The 19,185-nt window shown below is 52.4% G+C and carries 13 protein-coding genes, 1 tRNA gene and 1 pseudogene; 4 read left to right on the top strand and 11 right to left on the bottom strand.

Annotated elements, in window-relative coordinates; all coding sequences use genetic code 11:
- Window positions 1–14: 14 nt before the first annotated feature.
- The 7 genes from NXT00_RS06870 to NXT00_RS06840 all read right to left on the bottom strand — a co-directional run bounded on the left by NXT00_RS06870 (window position 15) and on the right by NXT00_RS06840 (window position 7,459).
- Window positions 15–572, bottom strand: coding sequence for an RNA polymerase sigma factor (locus tag NXT00_RS06870; RefSeq protein ID WP_259079057.1), 558 nt, complete (start codon window positions 570–572; stop codon window positions 15–17).
- An 899-nt stretch (window positions 573–1,471) separates the two neighbouring features.
- Window positions 1,472–1,780 (bottom strand): Na+/H+ antiporter subunit G, encoded by a 309-nt coding sequence (locus NXT00_RS06865; protein WP_259158523.1) that lies wholly within the window; start codon window positions 1,778–1,780, stop codon window positions 1,472–1,474.
- Between the two features lie 3 nt (window positions 1,781–1,783).
- The gene (locus tag NXT00_RS06860) at window positions 1,784–2,050 is read right to left on the bottom strand and encodes a cation:proton antiporter (RefSeq protein WP_259079053.1); all 267 of its coding nucleotides are present in this window, start codon (window positions 2,048–2,050) and stop codon (window positions 1,784–1,786) included.
- Window positions 2,051–2,057: 7 nt separating this feature from the next.
- Window positions 2,058–2,456 carry a monovalent cation/H+ antiporter subunit E gene (locus NXT00_RS06855; protein ID WP_259079050.1) on the bottom strand — a complete coding sequence of 133 codons (399 nt, stop codon included), beginning with the start codon at window positions 2,454–2,456 and terminating at the stop codon, window positions 2,058–2,060.
- Between the two features lie 4 nt (window positions 2,457–2,460).
- Window positions 2,461–4,005 carry a monovalent cation/H+ antiporter subunit D family protein gene (locus tag NXT00_RS06850; protein WP_259158522.1) on the bottom strand — a complete coding sequence of 515 codons (1,545 nt, stop codon included), beginning with the start codon at window positions 4,003–4,005 and terminating at the stop codon, window positions 2,461–2,463.
- Entirely contained in the window at window positions 4,005–4,451 is a 447-nt protein-coding gene (locus NXT00_RS06845) for a cation:proton antiporter subunit C (RefSeq protein WP_259079046.1), read from the bottom strand. Before NXT00_RS06845 ends, NXT00_RS06850 begins: the two co-directional genes overlap by 1 nt.
- Window positions 4,451–7,459, bottom strand: coding sequence for a DUF4040 family protein (locus NXT00_RS06840; RefSeq protein ID WP_259158521.1), 3,009 nt, complete (start codon window positions 7,457–7,459; stop codon window positions 4,451–4,453). The genes NXT00_RS06845 and NXT00_RS06840 overlap by 1 nt, the downstream gene beginning before the upstream one ends.
- A gap of 453 nt (window positions 7,460–7,912) precedes the next feature.
- Here NXT00_RS06840 and NXT00_RS06835 point away from each other — a divergent pair, with 453 nt between their 5' ends.
- Window positions 7,913–9,319 carry a hypothetical protein gene (locus NXT00_RS06835; protein ID WP_259158520.1) on the top strand — a complete coding sequence of 469 codons (1,407 nt, stop codon included), beginning with the start codon at window positions 7,913–7,915 and terminating at the stop codon, window positions 9,317–9,319.
- Between the two features lie 51 nt (window positions 9,320–9,370).
- On the opposite strand, the gene NXT00_RS06830 is transcribed toward NXT00_RS06835, so the two are convergent.
- Entirely contained in the window at window positions 9,371–11,341 is a 1,971-nt protein-coding gene (locus NXT00_RS06830) for an OPT family oligopeptide transporter (RefSeq protein ID WP_259079040.1), read from the bottom strand.
- Between the two features lie 415 nt (window positions 11,342–11,756).
- Entirely contained in the window at window positions 11,757–13,280 is a 1,524-nt protein-coding gene (locus NXT00_RS06825; protein WP_259079038.1) for an adenylate/guanylate cyclase domain-containing protein, read from the bottom strand.
- A gap of 71 nt (window positions 13,281–13,351) precedes the next feature.
- On the opposite strand from NXT00_RS06825, the gene NXT00_RS06820 reads away from it, so the two are divergent.
- The 3 genes from NXT00_RS06820 to NXT00_RS06810 all read left to right on the top strand — a co-directional run bounded on the left by NXT00_RS06820 (window position 13,352) and on the right by NXT00_RS06810 (window position 16,804).
- A complete protein-coding gene (locus NXT00_RS06820) occupies window positions 13,352–14,548 on the top strand; it encodes a DNA polymerase III subunit delta' (protein WP_259158519.1) in 1,197 nt (398 codons plus the stop codon).
- Window positions 14,549–14,637: 89 nt separating this feature from the next.
- Window positions 14,638–14,713: transfer RNA gene (locus NXT00_RS06815), tRNA-Thr, on the top strand.
- 1,806 nt (window positions 14,714–16,519) lie between these two features.
- On the top strand, window positions 16,520–16,804 hold the full coding sequence (locus NXT00_RS06810) for a hypothetical protein (protein ID WP_259158518.1): 285 nt from the start codon (window positions 16,520–16,522) through the stop codon (window positions 16,802–16,804).
- A 582-nt stretch (window positions 16,805–17,386) separates the two neighbouring features.
- Here the strand turns inward: NXT00_RS06810 and NXT00_RS06805 are convergent.
- Window positions 17,387–17,641, bottom strand: a complete 255-nt coding sequence (locus tag NXT00_RS06805) for a hypothetical protein (RefSeq protein WP_259079006.1) — start codon at window positions 17,639–17,641, stop codon at window positions 17,387–17,389.
- A 450-nt stretch (window positions 17,642–18,091) separates the two neighbouring features.
- Window positions 18,092–19,185 (bottom strand): annotated as a pseudogene (locus NXT00_RS06800) (hypothetical protein); the annotation flags it as partial.

The raw sequence follows: 19,185 nt of genomic DNA, 5'->3' as shown, positions 1-19,185 counted from the left end.
GCACCGGTTTTCGTCTATGTTCCCCACTCCTTTACGCACCCCCGACCAGCTGCTTGAATCATATCCGCGCGTGCTCGAGCCACCCGAGAACGGATGGTGCCAATGCGTACGCCGGTAATATGAGCTGCCTCTTCATAGGAATAGCCCAAGACTTGGGTAAGTATGAGCGCCTCCCTGCGCTCAGCTGGCAGTTGTTCTATAAGAAGACGGGTATCAACCCACTCTGACCAATCACTAGGAGGTCTAGGGTGGACATGCTCAGGGCTGGTATCTGCAGATATGGGCCGTGAAGTCTCATGCCGAATACTATCGATCCACACCCGCCTAGCCAGGGAAAGTAACCACGTCCGAGCTGAGGACCTAGCTGCAAAGCGGGGTAGCGCCCCCATTACTCGAAGATAGGTCTCTTGGGTGAGATCATCGGCGTTTTCTCGGCCTCCCAGATGCGCGAGGAGTTCCCAAATATCGCCTTGGGTGGCTTTGATAAAGGAATTTAGCGCTTCCCGATCTCCCCGGCCAGCTTGCAGAGCGAGATCGGTAATCTCCTCATCGGTGGGAGCTGGGGTGGTCATAATATTAATTCTAACACTGTGGCAGGTGGGCTATTAGATGCCGAGAGAGAGGACACTTAATAACAGTAGAAGCTGCTATTCTCACGAGATCGTAGAAAAGTAGAGGAGTCGTAGAACGCAGCTTGGCACGAAAAGCTCTGCACCCCTGGTATTCCACAAGTCTGATGAGGATACGTAAAGAATGAGTCTGCGTCGTGCTATACAGGAGGAGGGTAGACCTATTATTTAATTCTGGTAGGCGAAGAATATTTGAGGATTTCAGCCTGTTCCATAGAGAGAATTAGTGCCCTTCACTTTTACATGAAACAAGCAGAAGTGAAAGGCCGAAAGAGGGCGGACCCGTAGTGGACGTATTTGGTGAGCATCACTGAAAAGAAGGTTGTATGCAATACAAATAAAGGATAAGCGCCGCAGCCATAAAAGAACCCTGCTTTCAGATTCGTGAGTATTCTTGGATAGTCCCAGACGTTGAGGGTGTAGACGCGCTAGGCCGTGAGGGCACCGTGATGCTGGAGATAAAAGGAGCCGGTATATCAGACGCGCTGGATCGTCGGCCCTAAGCTCCACCATAAGGGAGAGGGTGTCAAAAGCCTCGAGAGGTTTTCTTCCGTCGCTTAAGCGGATAGGAACGGCAGCGACTCCCTAAGGTAACGGGGGGGGGGAGGATCAGGGCCTCATGCGGAGATCGGTAGGCCAAATTGCTACGCAAGCTGCGTATAAACCTAGTGGTAATAACAGAAAAATGCCCGCATAATCAGAAGGTAGTCGCCTGGATGAGAGTCTCTCCATAGTTGCTTCCCCTTGCGATCCTGTGTGGCGGATTGTCAGCTCCCGTATGATTAAGGGATGACAAGAAAAACCCGCCCCATATAGCTGAGGCGGGTCATGGTGGACGATTACTATGAATCTTCGGTGGCAGTTTGATATAAGCTACGGCCCATAATGAAGGAGCCCACCGCCACCACAACTAGGATGGCAATAATAGCTAGGATCCCACGGACAAGATCGCCGAAAACAAAACCTTCACGGTAGAAATTCACCAACAGTTTCGCAATGATCAAGAGCGGGAGACCAATATTAATTCCAGTGGAAAATAGGTTGGCAGCAGTCATGGGGTCGTAGCGCTTGCGCCAGAGAGCAACGGCAGTGATAAACATTAAGAGCCCTGAGATGAGCACCAAGATGCCGGCAATAGTTTCAATAATCATGGTTTAACGACGCCCCTTTGCGATAATACGAGCCACAGACATCGTGGGGAGAACACCGCCAGCAAGGGCGGCCAGCATTACTACTTCATAGGCGATCTGGGTGTCATGGAACATCGTCCACACCAAGTAAAGCCCGATCATTCCATAGAAGACCACATCGGAGATCACCGCGCGAGAGAACTCGTTGGCGGTGCTCAACATAGCCACCAGCGCAACCATGATGGAAAGAATCATAAGGACGGAGGAAGCAACAGCGAGATAGAAAAACATCGGTGAGTTACACCTGCTTTACGGGGACGGGGGCGGGATATTCCACCTCGGCGGATTCAAGATCGAGGGGAAGATTCTTCACCTTCGGTGACAGCTTCTCCTCCATATGAGCGAGATCGCGCAAAACGGCGCGAGGATCCGAGCCATAAACGGCGTGCACCATGAGGTGACGGGGGCCGGTTACTTGGTCGGGATCTTCGTCGATTAGCGTGATACTCATCGTTGCGGGAGTGATCGTGATGGAGCAGGCAAAGGCCGTAATTTCCCAGTCCTTCGTGACCCGCAACGGATAATAGACCACGCAGGGATCTACCTTTTTACTTCCAGTCAGGGTATCCCAAATCACCACCGAAGTGGCCAGCACCAGCTGCCATAATAGCCACGGAATATAAATAAAAGCATTCATATCTTTACCGTCCTGCCTGCATAAAGGAATCGGAGGCGACCGCAACCGGGGCACCCTTATCGCTGATCAGTACCGCCTGGGCATAAGCCTCAGTATCGAGAAGTTGCGCGGCCGCATCGTGGATCGCGCCCACGAGAGGGCCGGCGAAAATGAACATGGCCAAGGAGATCACCATCATCGACATCGCAGGAGCAATACGCCTAAAAGGTACGCGCAACGTTGAAGGAATACGGGATTTATTCATAACCCCACCCCAAAAGACCTTGCGCCACACGCGCAGCATGGCCAGGAAAGCAGCGAAGGAGGCGATCACCATCACCGCGAGAACGATCCATGCGGCAACCGAACCAGCTTGAGCCACAGCGATCATGATATAGAGTTTGCCCCACAAACCGGAGAAAGGAGGGAAGCCAACAACCGAAAACGCGCCTGCTGCGAAGACCGCGGCCACCAGTGGATCGCGGTGCATAATGCCAGAGAGCTTGCGCAAGGAGTTATTGCCATACGTTTCCTCAATAGCTCCTGCAGTCAAAATCAGCGAGCCCAAAGTGATCATATGGTGCACCATATACAGAATGCCCGCAGCAAGGGCTATGCGTGCTTGGCCAGCGCTAAAGGCGAGAGTGACCAAGATAAAAGGCATTCCATTAACCATCTGATAGGACAGCACTCGGCGCATGGTATTCTCCGCCAAACCAGAGAAGGAACCCACCACCATGCTGGCAACAGCGACCACAATGATGAGAGTGGCCCAACGCTGATCGAGATCGAAGATCACGGTATATATCCGGAAGAGGGCATAGACAGCCACCTTGGTATGCAGACCGGAGAAGAGCGCCATCACACCCGCAGAGGTAGCGGGATAGGTACGCGGCAACCATGTGTGAACAGGGAAGATACCAGCCTTGACCACCAAAGCGATGACAACGATACCCATGGCTACGGTGGCAGGACCATGACCGGCTGCCACACCACGGAGGGCGGCTAGATTGACTGTGCCCACAACGCCATAAACCACTGCCACGCCGGCGAGCAGGATGGTAGAGGTTGCTAAGTTCACTAGGACGAATGTGCGCCCCGCTGACAGGCGCGCCCAGGTGCCAGTCATGGCGAGCAGACCATAGGAGGGCAGCAGCATGACTTCGATGAACACGAAGAAGTTGAAGAGATCTGCGGTCAAAAGGGCACCCATCACTCCTGTGAGCAGCATGAGAGAAAGTGCATTAAAGAATCGAGCCCGAGTTTCACCAACCACAATCGAGAACCAGTTGGCTACAAACGCCACAATGGAGGTGGTGACAATCATCAGGGCAGAGAATTGATCACCCACAAATGGGATGGCTACGCCGCCAATATAAAGGCCCACAGAATGCGCGATCACGCCGTGGCTAGCGGTCAGCGCATAAAGCCACAATCCGGCTAGGCCGGTGCCCACAGGCACGATGAGCATAAGAGCATCGCGGACTAAGCGCCACGGGATAACCGCGGCCAGACCGACGAATAATAGGGGGATACCCACAAAGAGTGGGAGAGTATACGCGTATTCCATTAAAAATCTTCTCCCTTCGCGCTCTTGGGGCTGCGATAAGGGGCGCGGCGGCGAGTTGCCTGATGCGCCTCGTGGGCGGCCACCTCAGCGGTGGTCGTGGAACGACCGAGAGTTTGCAGCGGCGAATCCTCGTCGCTAATCATCTCGGCCTCGGTATCATCCGTGCGGCCCACGCCAGCAAGAGTGAGCATGAAGGTGGTGGTGGCCATGGCGATCACGATAGCCGTGAGCACAAAAGCCTGGGGGAGAGGGTCAGCGGCGGCGCTGAGATCGGTGATCGACGGGAATGGTTCCCCGCGCCACGCAGTCACGCCAGCCGAGACGATGAGCAGGTTAGTGGCATGGCTAAAAAGCGTCATGCCCAAGATGATGCGCAACATGCCGCGCTGCAGGACCAGGTAGACACCACCTGCGGCAAGGATGGCGATGGTAGCTGAGAGAATCACTACTGCTTCCCTTCTTCCGAGTTGATGGCGTCTTGGTTAATGGCATCCTGGTGCATATCCGTATCAGCTTGCAAGGCAGCCGCCTCCCGGCGCGCTGCTTCTTCGATACGGTGCTGTTCCGGAGCCTCTTCAGCGTGGCGATCTTCAGGATCGAAATCACGGAAGGAATCTGGAACCTTCATGGGCTGCCAGAGAGGGGATTTCTCACGCGTGAAATTCAATTCTTGGTATTCCATGCCCGGGCGCAAATAGCCTCCCAGGGCATTAATAGCCATAGACAGCATGCCGATCACCGCAAGGTACACTCCGACGTCGAAAATGAGCGCCGTGGTGAGGTGCTGATCGCCGATATGGCCGTGAATGGCGTAGAGGAAAGAACCATGGCTAAGGCCAATAAAGCCTGCCACAACCGCGGTAATCACACCCGATGCGGTGAGATACACAGGCATAGCTACAGGGAAAATACGGTGATCGTGGGCATAGCTGATATAGATGAGCATCATGGCACAGCCAGCCACTAAGGCAGCAATAAAGCCACCACCAGGTTGGTTGTGTCCGCGCCAGAAAATGAGCACACTCACGATCAAGAGCACCGGAACCAAAACCTTCAGCAGGGTGCGCAGTGGAATGGAGTTCACGGTGGCCTGGCGGAAAGGCGCAGGGTGGGTACCGGGGTAGAAGGGGTAGCGCGGCATCGACGTCACAACTGCGGCGATTACAACCGCAGCCATGCCTAATACCGATAGTTCTCCTAAGGTATCGAGAGCACGGAACTCCACCAAGATGGTATTGACAACATTATCGCCGCCGGTGATCCCGGGAGCTTCGTTGAGATACCAGAGGCCGATTTCGCTACGCTCGTGCCGGCCCAAAAGCATATAGGAACCCAAGAAGGTCATGATGCCCATGGCGATAGCAATGGGGGCTCCGAATACTTGCCGACGCTTCTTCGTTGGATGGAATTTATCCGGCTGCTGCCGGATAACCAACATCATGATCACAATGGTCAGTGCCTCAACTAGGAACTGGGTAAGAGCCACATCTGGGGCACCAAGCATGAGCATCTGGAAGGTCACACCAATACCGGCGGTACCCACGAGGAGGACCGCAGTAAGACGCAGGCGGGTCCGCACCAATCCCAGTAAGCTGAGGGCAATAATGAACAAAGGTATGAGATCAATCAGCGAATCGGTGCCCTCGATACGAGGACGAAGAGCCACCGAATCGATACCGCCATTGATGAGTCCCTGAATCGTTACTGCCGAGCCCAAGAGAATGATGAGGCCAAAGACATAGGCCAAATGCCGCGCCGGGGAGAGACGATCAGCCATGGTGCCAAAGATTTTGCCCACGGTGCTGGCCCCTTGATTAAATCGCTGCAGCAGATCATTGCCGCTAAATGGCAGGCTTTCGCGGTGCGTCATAAGCGCCCAGATTGCGTGACGGTAGTACACGCCGATGAAGCTCGCCACTAGAACCACGATGGAGATGATCAGCGGGATATTAATCCCGTGCCACAGGCTTAAATGCAGGTCAGGGGCGGTGCTAATAGTACCTACCGCGGCGGCGATCGGACGATCGAGAGCTGCTACGACTACTACGAGAGGTAGAGAGAGCAGGCCGGGGAGAGCCGCTGGTAGCCATAGGGAAAGCTTTGCTTCTTTGACCGCGCTCATATCTCGCTCGCCATCGATGAAGCCATCGAAGACAATGCGTGCGGAATAAGTAAAGGTGAAGAATGCGCCGATGGCGGCAGCGATGAGAAGCAGTACGACTCCCCAGTTTGCAAAGGGTGCTTCTTCAAAGGCTGCCAACATGCCTTCTTTTGAGATAAAGCCGAAGGTCGGAGGAAGAGCAGCCATGGAGCTCGCAGCAATCACCACTGAGGTGAATGTAAAGGGCAGATTGCGCCAACAGGAGCCGAGACGCTGGGAATCGCGGGTTCCCGTCTGGTGGTCTACCACGCCAATGAGCATAAAGAGGGAAGACTTGAACAGCGCGTGCGCCAAGGTGTGCACCAAAGCCGCAGCCAAAGCAAAGGATGTACCTACACCGATTGTGGCTACAATCCAGCCGAGGTGGGAGACCGTGGAATAGGCCGTAAGCTTCTTCAGGTCCGTCTTTTGAATAGCAAAGAACGAGGACACAACGGCCGTGGTCATACCGACGATAATGAGCAGATAATTCCAAATAAGAACCTCATGGAATACCGCAGAAAAACGCATCAGAACGTAAATGCCGGCCTTAACCACAGCTGCCGCGTGAAGAAATGCCGAAACAGGAGTAGCTGCGGCCATAGCTTCCGGAAGCCAGAAGTGGAAGGGGAGCTGAGCGGATTTTGTAAAAGCAGAAATCGCAATAAGCACCGCCAATACCATGGTCATCGTCGGCTTTTCCGCCCAGAAGGGAGAAGCCAAAATACCTGAGATCGATGTGGTTCCGGCTTGAGTTGCGGCGATGGCCATGGCTACTAGCAGGGTGAGCCCACCGATAAAGGTAAGAATCAGGGTGCGCTGGGAGCCCTTCTCGCCACCGGCGCCGCCGGAGCGGGCGATCAGCATGAAGGAGGCTAGGGACACTAATTCCCAAGCGATAAATAACACAAACGCATCATTGGCGAATACCAGCAGCAAGATCGAGGTCATAAACGCTGTCATGATGGTGTAGAAGCTGGTGTTGCCTTCACCATTAGAAAGGTATCCAGATGAATAAATGAAGACGACTGCACCGATGCACAGCGCAAGCAGTGCGAAGAAAACGCTAAGGGAATCAGCTCGCAACGCTAGGTTAATATCAATGCCGGAACCCAAAAGATTGGGAATCCAAGTATAACTATATTCGAGGGCGTTACCGGAGAAGATGGCATCGAGGTGCGGTACCAAAAGCGCTGCTGCCGCAATAAAAAGGGCAGCGAGCGGCCAGCCGGCACGGCGGTCGAGTATCCTCACCAACACAGGTGCCGCGGCAACGCCTAACGCCGACAGTAGTGGAATAACAATTAAAGACACGAGGCTTAAATCTCACCCCCAAGGTACACCAAGGTACCAAGGAGTTGACACCCCCTTCTAAGATCTCGCGGCCGAAGCGCACTGTCGCCGCAATTATTCATCCACCTAGAGAAACGATTGCGGTACAGCACATCATCTATCGGCCGTGCGGTGCTCTTATATCAGGGTGCCTGCTTTCATTAACTTGAAGGGACTATTTACCAACCGTGTAAACCTTACCAGAGTGCCCTAAAGGTCGTGCTAGTGCGCTATTTTTGTGAATCAAACTACTAGTGACCCACACGCCTTAATACTCTAAAGTGTAATGAACGTAACAGAGCTTGATAGATGGATCTTGCGGGAGTTACTCGGGGGTTCTCAGTGGATCGTAAATAATTCTTGAGTAGATCTTTCAGTAGGATGGACGGTGTGCCTTAGCCACCACCTGCGCTGCCCCCGATACCGTAGAGAACTATGAGCCAGCGTCGTATCTCACAAACCCTCCAGCGTATTATCGCTATCCTCCTCTTAAGCCTCCCCCTCGTGGTCGGAGCGATCTTTACCGTCCTCCAGGGCATTGACCCTGCTGATTCGTGGTCGCGGGGTGAGGAAAAATCAGGAGCCCCGCAAGCCGTCGACGATTCGGCTCTTATCCAAGCCCGACGAGCGGCAGGCGAAGCAAACTCCCAGGCCGGCTTCCTGATAGGCGGCACGAAAGAACTCGTCGATGCCACCGCAGCGATTGACGGCGCCACCGCGGATATAGAGGATCCAATTCGCCGAGCACGGGAAGGCTCCCAACAGCTGAGCCAAGGTTTGGTGGAATTGCAAAATGCCACCGGTAGCCTTGGCGCTGGGGCCACCGACGTTGCTAATGGTGTGGAACAGGCCGTGAACCAGGTGGTCGGCTTTGAAGTAGTGCGCGGGCAAATCATTAGCGCCCTCGATAACTATCTAGCCCAAATCGAGGACTCGAAGGATCCTGAAGTAATAGCTTTAAAAGGCAACCTCAAAGACCTTCGAGAGCGCGCCATGACTTTCCAGATTGACCCAGCTCTCAAAGGTCAGTTGGAAAAATTGCGTGACGGATCGCGAGAGGTAGCTAATCAGCTAGCTGCCCCAGGATTTGCCTATCATGACGGTGTCTATACCGCCACCAAGGGCTCCAAGGAATTAGCCGATGGGCTCGTCCAGTTAGAAAATGGGACAGGTGAAGCCCTCCAAGCAGTCGAGCAGCTAAAGGGCGGGGCCGCTCGGATTAATGATATGGCCAATCTAACCAAAGATCGCATAGGAGCCGTACAACGCGCTATGCCTATTGCCCCAGTAGGAACTGAGCAGGCAGAGGAGCAGGGTATTACCAAAGCCCTAGCCCCCATGTATGGTTTTCTAATCGCAGCGCTCATCCTGCTCGGCTCCGCGCTTGCTAGCCGCAATCATAGGGTGATAATGGCCTTAACTACAGTTCTGATTTCTCTTGTCGGAGCCATTTCGTTCCATATTCTCACGACCGGAGCCTCCGTGGGAGATAGTGCGATGGTCGCGCTCATCCTCGGCCTCGTTTCCCTGGCATCAATGATGGCTGGGATGGTGCTATCCCGTCACTTTAGCGACGTTGTGGCCCAGATTCTGAGCCTGGTTATAGCAGTCGGGCAGATCGCTGTGGTGGGCTGGGCCTGGCATCTCGCCGCTATCAACGAAACTCACAGTACCTGGATGGCACTGAGTGCGCTATTCCCAGTACACTATCCCACGGCTGCGCTGGTAGCACTTGGAAACTCTGGATCGCAGGCTGCTGTTATTCTCGCGATTGGTGTCTTGATCGGGTTTAACCTTGCTGCGCTGGGCAGCCTATGGATGACCAAGAAGACGCAGGCATAAAAAATCCCCCTCAAGGTACCCGCAGTGTTCTTGAGGGGGATTTTTATCGCTTTAAACTTTCGAACTGAGCATCTTTACATGGCGGTACAAGCCCGCTACAAGGCCAGCGAAGACGATAATACCGATGAGCTTGGTGGCCTCGCCGAAGTCGAAGAGGGCCAGAGGCTCCTCGGAGCCAGTGGCGCCAATGATGCCCGCATTAAGGACACCAAAGAGGGATTCGCCCACAATAAGTCCCGTGGCCAGAAGAGTACCCATGCGTTTGGAGAACTCAGGATTATTTTGTTTATCGGCCCAGTGGTTATAAGCACGACCCAAGAAGGCGCCAATTGGAATAATCAGCGTCAAGGCGATTGGGAGGTACATGCCCATACCCACAGCTAGTGGGGGGAGGGTATAGCGGGCCTGAGTAGTTTTCCGCAAAGTCTCGTCGATAATAATGACAACGACACCGATTAGGGCACCCAGACCGATCCGTGACCAGTCAAGGGAGCTACCTAAGATTCCGTTGGCAACCGACGATAAGAGGGAAGCCTGGGGTGCGGCGAGGGCATTCTCCCCCGCACCTTCCATACCCACAAAGCCGAAGCCAGAGAGCATAAGCTCGAGCACAAGGGGGATTACCAAAGAGCCGAACAGCACACCGATTACTAGGGCTACCTGCTGCTTCCAGGGAGTAGCGCCGACGAGTTGGCCGGTCTTGAGGTCTTGCAAATTGTCGTTGGCAATCGTAGCCATGCCGAAGACTACAGCGGATGTAAAGAGCGTATAGGCCACCAGCGCGAGCGCATTACTATCAGCCTCATCGCCGGTTACGGCCTTAATGAGCAGCGCAGCAGCCAAAACCACGATGATACCGACGCCCGAGATAGGGGAGTTGGAGGCACCGATCAGACCCGCCATATACCCGCAGACCGAAGCCACCAGCAATCCGATGAGCAGGACGAAGAGAATACTCAGCAGCACCAGGGTGGTGGTGTGATGGGCGATCTCGGTGACATTAACGAAGAGATATAAAAGAGCACCGATGGGCAGCATCGAAGCTAAAATAACGCCAACAACGATCTTAAAAGGAATATCGCGCTCAGTAATAGGCACCTCCTGGCCACTATGCCGCAGCTGAGAGGAGGAGATGGATTCCTTGATGCCTTTAATGATGGGGCCGATGATTTTAGCGAGTGTCCACACCGCGGCTACTGCCATGGTGCCAGCACCAATAAAGCGCACTTCGGTACCAAAGGTGGTGCTCACAGCGGTGGCAAGCTCTGTGCCGGAGGTTATACTTGCGGCCGAGAAATATGGCAAAAGGACGCCATAAGAAATCAGGAGCCCCGCAATCATGGCCACACCTACACCAACACCCACTAGGTGGCCCACGCCGATAAGGGCTAGCGAAAAGGAACCGCCGATCATAGTGCCGCCAGCAAAAACCCTAAAAGGATAGGAAACCCCACCAACAACTGCTTTCATGGCTGCTAAGAGAGCAAATCCTGCCGAGGCCAAACCGCCGGCGATGATTACTTTCAATCCCTGCTGGTTTTCAGCTGCAGCCGATCCATCGGCGCTGCTATCGCCAACCTTGAGCACCTCAGCGGCCGCCACTCCTTCGGGATACGGCAGGTCTGAGCCGGTAACGAGAGCGCGGCGCAAAGGAATGGAGTACATCACGCCTAACGTGCCGCCGAGGGCGCAGACGGCGGCGGTGGTGAAATAAGGGAATCCAGACCAGAAACCGATCATGACTAAACCAGGGAGGACGAAGATAATGGCCGAGAGCGTGCCTGCTGCGGAAGCGATAGTCTGGACAATATTATTTTCTACCACCGAGTGATCGGCGAATCGGCGCAGCACAGCCATGGAGATGACGGCAGCTGGGATAGAGGTAGCGAAAGTAATACCAACCTTGAGGCCTAAATAAACATTGGCCGCAGTAAAAATGAGAGTTATAAGACCACCGAGAATGATGGAGCGAATTGTTAATTCGCGGACATCACGAGAGGTCTGTGTATGAGTAAGAGACACGCGTCCGCCTTTCTGCTACCTGAAGTGAGGGTGTGGAAACTGTTGAGAAAACAATCTCCAATTTCGTAGCTGCAAAGGAAAGTGCTGACACCAAGACGCGAGCAAAAACGGTGCTAGTAAATCTCGGAGCGACCTCCATCTTCTTGCGAAAATAAGCCCCAAAATCGGCGATTGATATCGAAAATCCTAAGCTATACCTATCAGATTGTCTATTTGTGTATACATTCACAGATATAAGGACAACGGGTTAATCGGCAGCGACGAGATTGAGCCTTTGGCAGTGCTTGGAGGGTGTTTAGAAATATATCCGCGGCGAGAACACTGTAAACTCTTTGCTGAAAAATGTGACAAACCCTACTATCTCATGATTGTAAGAAGTAGGTATTGCGAGTCGGTATAACGAGGTCACCCGCAACTAGGATCGGTCAGCCAATGTCGGCCTAATTGGGCGCGCTAATTGCGTCATGGCATTGCGCCCGCGCAACTCCACCGATTTCATTAAGGTCCACCGCGCCTGCTCAGCTTCATTGGCTAATCTTAAAGTTGCCGCGTTGGTAATAACCGCTCCAGGGGTATCCTTGGCAATCTCCGTTAGGCGTGCCGCCGCGTTAACAGCATCGCCGATAACGGTGTATTCAAAACGGTTCTGACCTCCAATATGGCCGGCCACTACGGTTCCAGCCGTCACCCCAATACCAGCCTCGAGCCGCATCCCTTTTAAACCTTGACGCAGCTCTCGAGCCGCTTGCAAAGCGTGACCAGCATAATCCGATAAGGCCAAGGGCGCTCCAAAGACCGCGAGTGCAGCGTCGCCCTGAAATTTATTGATAAACCCCTTATTGCGGTGCACCACCTCCACCACATGTTCGAAGAATCGATTTAATTCCTCAACGACCTCCTGGGGATCATTATCTACCGCAAAGGTTGTCGAACCGATAACGTCGACAAAAAGCACCGCCACTTCGCGATTCTCTCCACCTAATTCCGGCCGCTCCTCCAAAGCGCGTCTGGCTACCTCAATTCCAACATAGCGGCCAAAAATATCGCGGACTCGTTGACGTTCTTTGAGCCCCCGCATCATTTCGTTAAAGCCCGCCTGTAAGGAACCGATTTCGGAGCCATCATAAATATCTACTTGAACATCCGTATCTCCGTGGCGCACCTTATTAATAGCGGCTTTGAGTTCCACAATTGGATCCACCACGCTCATGATAACCAACGTGGTTCCCAAAAATCCGGCTGTTAACGCCGCAATAGCCAAAGCTGCAATCGCTGGAATAAGAGCATCCAAGCGCCCCAGGAAATACCCATAACGGTGGCCTACTAAAAGCAATAGAATTCCCAATATAGGGATCGCAGAAGTAAGTGCCCACGTCAATCGTAAACGGAATTTAATCGGCGGTTCCAGTGTGGAATCTTCAAAACGACGTGCCATGGCTGCTGCCGCAATCGGGCGCACGATCCGTTCCGATTCCAGGTAGGTAAACATCGCCGCCATGAGCGTGGTAAACAGCATGGAAACTACTAAGACGACAGCTAATTTGGGGGAGGTGCGGGCGGAGAAAAAGCCCATGATCGCCGTTCCTAGCGCCCAAAAAAGCACACAAATAGCAGTTTGATAAAAGGGTATGCGCATGACTAGATTGCGTACCATATTTGGATCGTGGCGATCCGGGTCACGCTGCCAGTCAAAGATGGGGCGGAAGAGGATAAAGGTCGCGATCGTTCCTGTGGTGACCGCCGTGATTAGCAGCAAAGACCCAATGGGTTCCATGTGTGGAGCCTGGGCTAAAATATCGAAACTATCCACCGGCAGCAGCACATTAACAAAAGCCATAATGCCTATAGCGGCTAACAGGTTCGAACTAATGATCGTGGCCGTATATAGGGGCCACGAAGTCTTGGCCAGCCAGGACACGAATCCCCACATTTTTTCCATGGCCCTAACTTTAACCGCCTTGAACCCGTGGCACCCAACGAAAAGTTGATAATGCTAATACGCTGGGAAGCGTGACCGACTCTTCAGTACCCGATATCTTTAATCAACTCGGCATTAAAGCACGCGTTGCTGAGGAACTACGCCGTGCTGCAGCAGCCGCACGTGCAGGTTCCGCCTCTAGTGCCATGACCCATGCGTGGCTATTTACCGGCCCACCGGGCTCGGGGCGTTCGGTTGCAGCCCTCGCTTTTGCCGCCGCTCTCGAATGCACCGGTCCCGTACCAGGTTGTGGCCGCTGCGAAGCGTGTACAAAAGTGGGGCGCGACGCCCACACCGATGTTGTCCATATTATCCCGCGCGAACTCTCCATTGGTGTGGAGATGATGCGCCGCGAGGTCATCGAACCAGCAGCAGGGCTTCCCACCGTGGGGCGGTGGCGTATTGTGATTCTTGACGACGCCGACCGGCTGACCGAACAATCCGCCAACGCGCTGCTCAAAACTGTCGAAGAACCACCCGCTCGTACCGTCATCATTTTATGCGCACCGTCGCCTGACGATATTATTCCCACCCTCTTCTCCCGCTCGCGGCATATCTACGTCCCCCAGCCCACCCGCGATGAAGTGGCTGCGATTCTCATACGAGACGGCATCCCTACCGAGGTCGCGCACCTCGCCGCGGCAGCCAGTGGCCACCATATTGGTCGCGCCAGACACTTAGCCCGGGACGAAAAAACCAGAGAACGCAGATACGCGATCCTCAACCTCGCCGAACTCATAGGCCACGGGGATCAAGCTTTCCAAGCAGTGACTGATATCGTAAAAAGCGCGAAAAAATTTGCCATAGATAACCTCGCGCCCGAAAACGAGCGCGAGATTGATAAACTGCGGCTCGCCCTTGGTATGGGAGCCAAAGGAAAAGGGGCGCACAAAGCACTCGGGGGCGCAGCCTCCCACATCAAGGAACTTGAAGCAAAACAAAAGAAGCGTGAAACGCGCGCCATTCGCGATGTGCTGGATATGCAACTAGTAGATCTCATGGGTCTCTACCGCGACGCTTTAATGATCGCCTCTCATTCCCCCATCGATCCCATCCACCCCGATATGGAAGGGCTTGCTAGAGAGCTTTCCGCCATTGGAGTTGAAGGGCTGATCGCTTCGCTCGATGGAATCCAGAAATGCCGTGAGGCTTTTAGCTTCAATGTGCGCCCCGAGGCTGCGCTGGATGCGATGGTGGGGCGACTGAGGATCGCTGCCAAGGTGAGCTAATAAGCGATTTGGAAAATCTGCACAGTTATCATGTAGAATCACCGCGTGGACTAAGAGCTACTTCCCGTTGTGGAAGAGAGCTCGTTTGCGCCGCCTTAGCTCAGTCGGTAGAGCGTTTCACTCGTAATGAAAAGGTCGTGGGTTCGATTCCCACAGGCGGCTCCACTAAATACGCATCCAGATACAAAATTCGGGCGGGAGATAGCCCCCTTGAGGGTCGTATTTTCATTGGAAATACGCGGCGCTCAAAGGTTTTCTTGTGATATAGACGTGGCATTGGTAGTTGTAGCTAATGGATGAGAAGCTGTGAATACTGAAATCAGGGGAGTTCTTGATCCGAACTCGCGAGATTTGTTGAAAATGTTTAGGTATAGATATTCGGACGAAATATTAGACCTTTGAGTTCGATTTGACGTTTGTATCTATTCCTGGGGAAGGCAGTAGTTCGCACTCATCTTGTATGCTCAGCGTGTTGTCGTGGAGTATGTAGAGGAAGCTATCGCGTTTTCAGCCTGGTGAATAGTTCCATGAGGCACTAAGTGCCTTTATACACGACCTCAGTTACGTCGTATTCAACTCGATCAGAGTAGCGCCTACGCCATGGAAGATATCGGTGAGGGGGTCGAGATTCGTAGTGACTGGGTCGAGTGATGCAGGAACTGAAATGGAGTAGTGGGTCAAAATGTCTAGGCTTATTTCAGAGTTACTCGTTAAGTGGATTTAGCCCCATACACTGATGCTATTTTCTATGGTGAAGTTCATATAGCAGTAGAAATTTAGGAACGTGACACAGTTTTGCATCACGTTCGATACTAACGAGAAATACCAAAGCTACGCGCTACTGCAGAAAATCTTCACCACGGACCTCCTGCCCAAAACCATCAAGACTAACTAAGGTTAAATACCCCAGTACTACGTCTCAAGTAACCACGAACCTATCATCGACCCTGCCACGTGGGAACTGGGCCGGCACGAGACCGCAAGTCGGGCCGCGCGGGAGTTGGTGTGGACGCAAAGATCTGGCACTCCACCAGCAGACACCGCCGATATATTTGGCGATATAACAATAAATAGGAACACTCCACAGGCTGTGCCACACCTCATCGAAGCGGTAAAAAAATTCAAGACACATTCACTGGTGTCATAACCAGGCTCGCGCCACCACGAAGCCAAGAATCCCCGAACCTGATCATTGCGCAAGCTTGTCACTCCGCGAAGCTAGAGGAATAACTAGCTTCGGAAGCCTTCGTCCGTGACGCGATCCTTACGCACCTAAACCAACTCATAACTATTAATGCCTCCCAACTTCTAGACCAAGACACCTACCAAACAAGATATTGAGAAGTTTTAAGCCGACTATGAACACCACAGTGAATGAAATAAACAGATTTAGTAGACATCCACCACATCTACCAACGCCAACACTGCACAAAACAAGTTCACGTCTACCGCACCAAGTACCCGGTCGTGGACTGCAGTGAGGAAGCCAAGAACACACTCATAGATCTCGCCACCGCCCGCGAAACCGGGAATATCGCCTTCACGCTCAAAGACAGCCGCACTTTGAAATTGTAAGACGATAGTAGTTGCCTTTCAAGTGTTCACTTCGTATAGTAAACATATTAGGCATATAAAACTATTGAGGTAGATAAGGGGGAAATAATAATCAATACTTACCGAGAGCGATAGCATAAGTTATAAAGAGTGTATATCCAGTTATTAGGAGCAATGATGAGGGACAATTATGGAAACTACATAGGAAATATTGGTAATGGCAATCATATATCTATGGGGCGAAATATAACGAAAGTTCAGGAATTGACTAATATTAATGACTTAGCTGAATAATATGTATTTGCTAATACGCGCTTAAAAGAAGAACGGCGAGATCGACTCTTTAAGAATGGAGTTCTACTTCTTATCTGTTTATTGTTTGTTGTTGGGATAAGCGTTTATCTATGGTTGAACAGAATGCCTAACTTTAGCTTACTGAACTTCGAAAATTATCTATCTGACATGCTAAAACAGTTCTGGCCAGCTTTCCTGGCTGATTTATCATCTTTCCTTATTGGAGCCCAAGCTGTTGGTAATTTAACGCATCCAACAAATGTAGAAAACAAACTTAGGAAAGTTTGGAATGCTGCTAAGGATCGGGCTAAAGTCATAACCCCAAAAAAGAAATGGAAATCCTCTTGGAAAGGTGCCTGCCGCTCAGCACATGAGAAATACTCCAATGTAGAATATGATGAGAGATAATTTTGGGGTTTATATAGCAACAATCATTCTATTTGATGCCAAAAGCACACTTTCCATAAGAGTTGTCTTTTTTATAAGATATCTCAAAACTGCCACATAGTCTAATAAAAGCTAACCGTGTAGCCTTGCGCCCATCCTTGCCAGATTTGCACCAACCTCGAGTCGTGTATCCAGATGAGTCACTAAACAATTACTAGGACACGCATTCAGATATTGCCACATGTAGATAAGCGGCTATTTGGATGGGTGCTTTCGCTTACTGTGGGCCAGTTAATGTAGCCACGATGGCGGAGTATAGCTGTATTGACAGGAGTAGGAAGGTCCCTTCAAAAGAAGACTTATTCAGGGAGCGACTGTAAAACACCAGAGTGCGCCCAAGTTAAGCTTTCGGATTCTATTACGTAATATCACTGGGGCTAGTGAAGGGTCTTCCTTTGGAGTCGGTAGCCGAAAAACTTTCTTGCATTTGGGTATGTGTTCTTCTGAAGAGTCTTTGAATCAGGCGTCTTGGCCTGCAACTATTATTAGATTCGCTGAAAAATGACTCTGCGAATATTGGGTAAACGCCATGCCCAGTGACGTCTATTTTGTTGAGCGACTCACCACAAGCGTAGAAATAGCAGTGAGGGTGATAAATAACGAAACTGTGGCCTCTGAGTTCTGTGACACTGGGCTCAAAAATGGAATATTAAAGGCTAGGAGTGCGTAAGCCAGGAGGAGGGGGAGATCACTATCTTTATCTCCTCCATCGGTGAGACTGGTGCAGATTCGGGCAAATTGCACTCCCGCAAAAATTGCCCCTACAAGATTTGCGGTGAGGCTGATGAAGAAATACATTCTCATATAGTAAATGAACGTGGGTAAGGTTCCCATTACTCGTTCGGTGCTGATCAAACTAATGAGTTCTCTCAGATGGGACTGTGAAGGCTGGCTGTAGGTGCACACCTGTAGGCACCAGCATAATCGGCAGTATCTACCATTCGTAAAAAGGGATTCTTCTGATCCATTTGATAACAGCCAAGGGATGGACAGGTTCCATCCAGTCATATGAGTTTTTGAAAAACTCGCTAGAGAGCCGGTTATGCCGAAACCTCGTAGCCGAGCGAGAATCGTCGGTGACGAAGAGTTTTGTTGGTACTAGAACGCCTGGCCTCATGGAGGTGTAAATTACGCGGTTTCACAACTCGTCGGCGCTAGCCGATTGAGTCCGTGTGTATGTTGCTGATACCAATTGGGTGCGCGAATTTGGGTGATACTTAGGGATCGGAAAACACTGTCCGGATGGTGTTAGTTGGTGTCTTCGTCTCTGATCCACCCACCGATTACCTTAGGGATCACAACCGGGGGATCACCAAGAAGATCCCGAAGGTTCCCCTCACGCTCAACCGGATTACTAATCCGACGCTTTTGCTTCCGCCCTTGATCCTCACCAGGCTGGGCCTGATTCATCATCGGAACAAACCCACGCCCTTGAGAACCCGACTGAGACGAACCCGCCCCACTCGAACCCGCCCCACCGGAGGAATTCAATCCGCGGGAAGTCCCCGACGACCCATCCGGACCGTTCGACCCCACACCACCAGTACCCCCTGGCCCGTGCACACCAGGAGAAGAACCCCGAGGAGTGCCCCGCTGGTTGAGACCATTGTCGGCAAACGCACCACCGCGACGAGCCACGTCACCTGAGGTAGTGCTGTTGCGGCTACCAGTTGTGCGGTGACCGATATAACCAGTCCCATTTTTGGAACCTAATAAACGCGAGCGGGAGTTGAGGGAGGAATGATCTTGGGCGTTTGCACCTAAAGCTCCACGGTCACCGATGCTCCCTCCGGTTCCAAGACCACTATAAGGAGTACTGGTAGTGGTGGGATTTTTACCTGTTAGTGTTGCATACGCATGTGGTGGGAGACCACCACCGGTGGCAAAACTAGTGTGTGTGGTGGTTGTTGCTGCGGTGGTGGTCATTGGCGAGGCCCCTGCCCCAGCAAGGCCTGCCCCGTGAGGGGAAGTGAGGGTGGTACTTGCTTGGTGGGTGTTAATGGTGGTGGGGTTATGTGGGTTACTTACCCCGAGTGTGTGGTGATCGGTGGTATTCGGGTTATCGCCACCAGCGGTTGCTGATGTGGGTGTGCTGGTGGTGTCGGTTGTGGGGTTTCCTGCTGTTTCGGTGCTAGGTGTGGGGTAGACGAGGTTGCGTATGGGTGGGTTAGCTGCAGCGATCTCTGATTGCAGGCGTTGTTGGAACTGGTCGAGATAGTTTTCCTCCATGCGCTGTGCGTGTTGTTCTGTTTCAGTTTCGATCATGCGTGCTGTGGTGGGGTCGTCTGCTGCGCGGGCGGCGGCTGCTTGTTCAGCGCCGCGTTTGCGTAGTTGTTCGATTG

Origin of the sequence: Corynebacterium sp. ES2715-CONJ3, from assembly GCF_024814365.1 — a bacterium.
Lineage (GTDB): Bacteria > Actinomycetota > Actinomycetes > Mycobacteriales > Mycobacteriaceae > Corynebacterium.
This window is presented reverse-complemented; position numbering and strand designations above follow the sequence as displayed.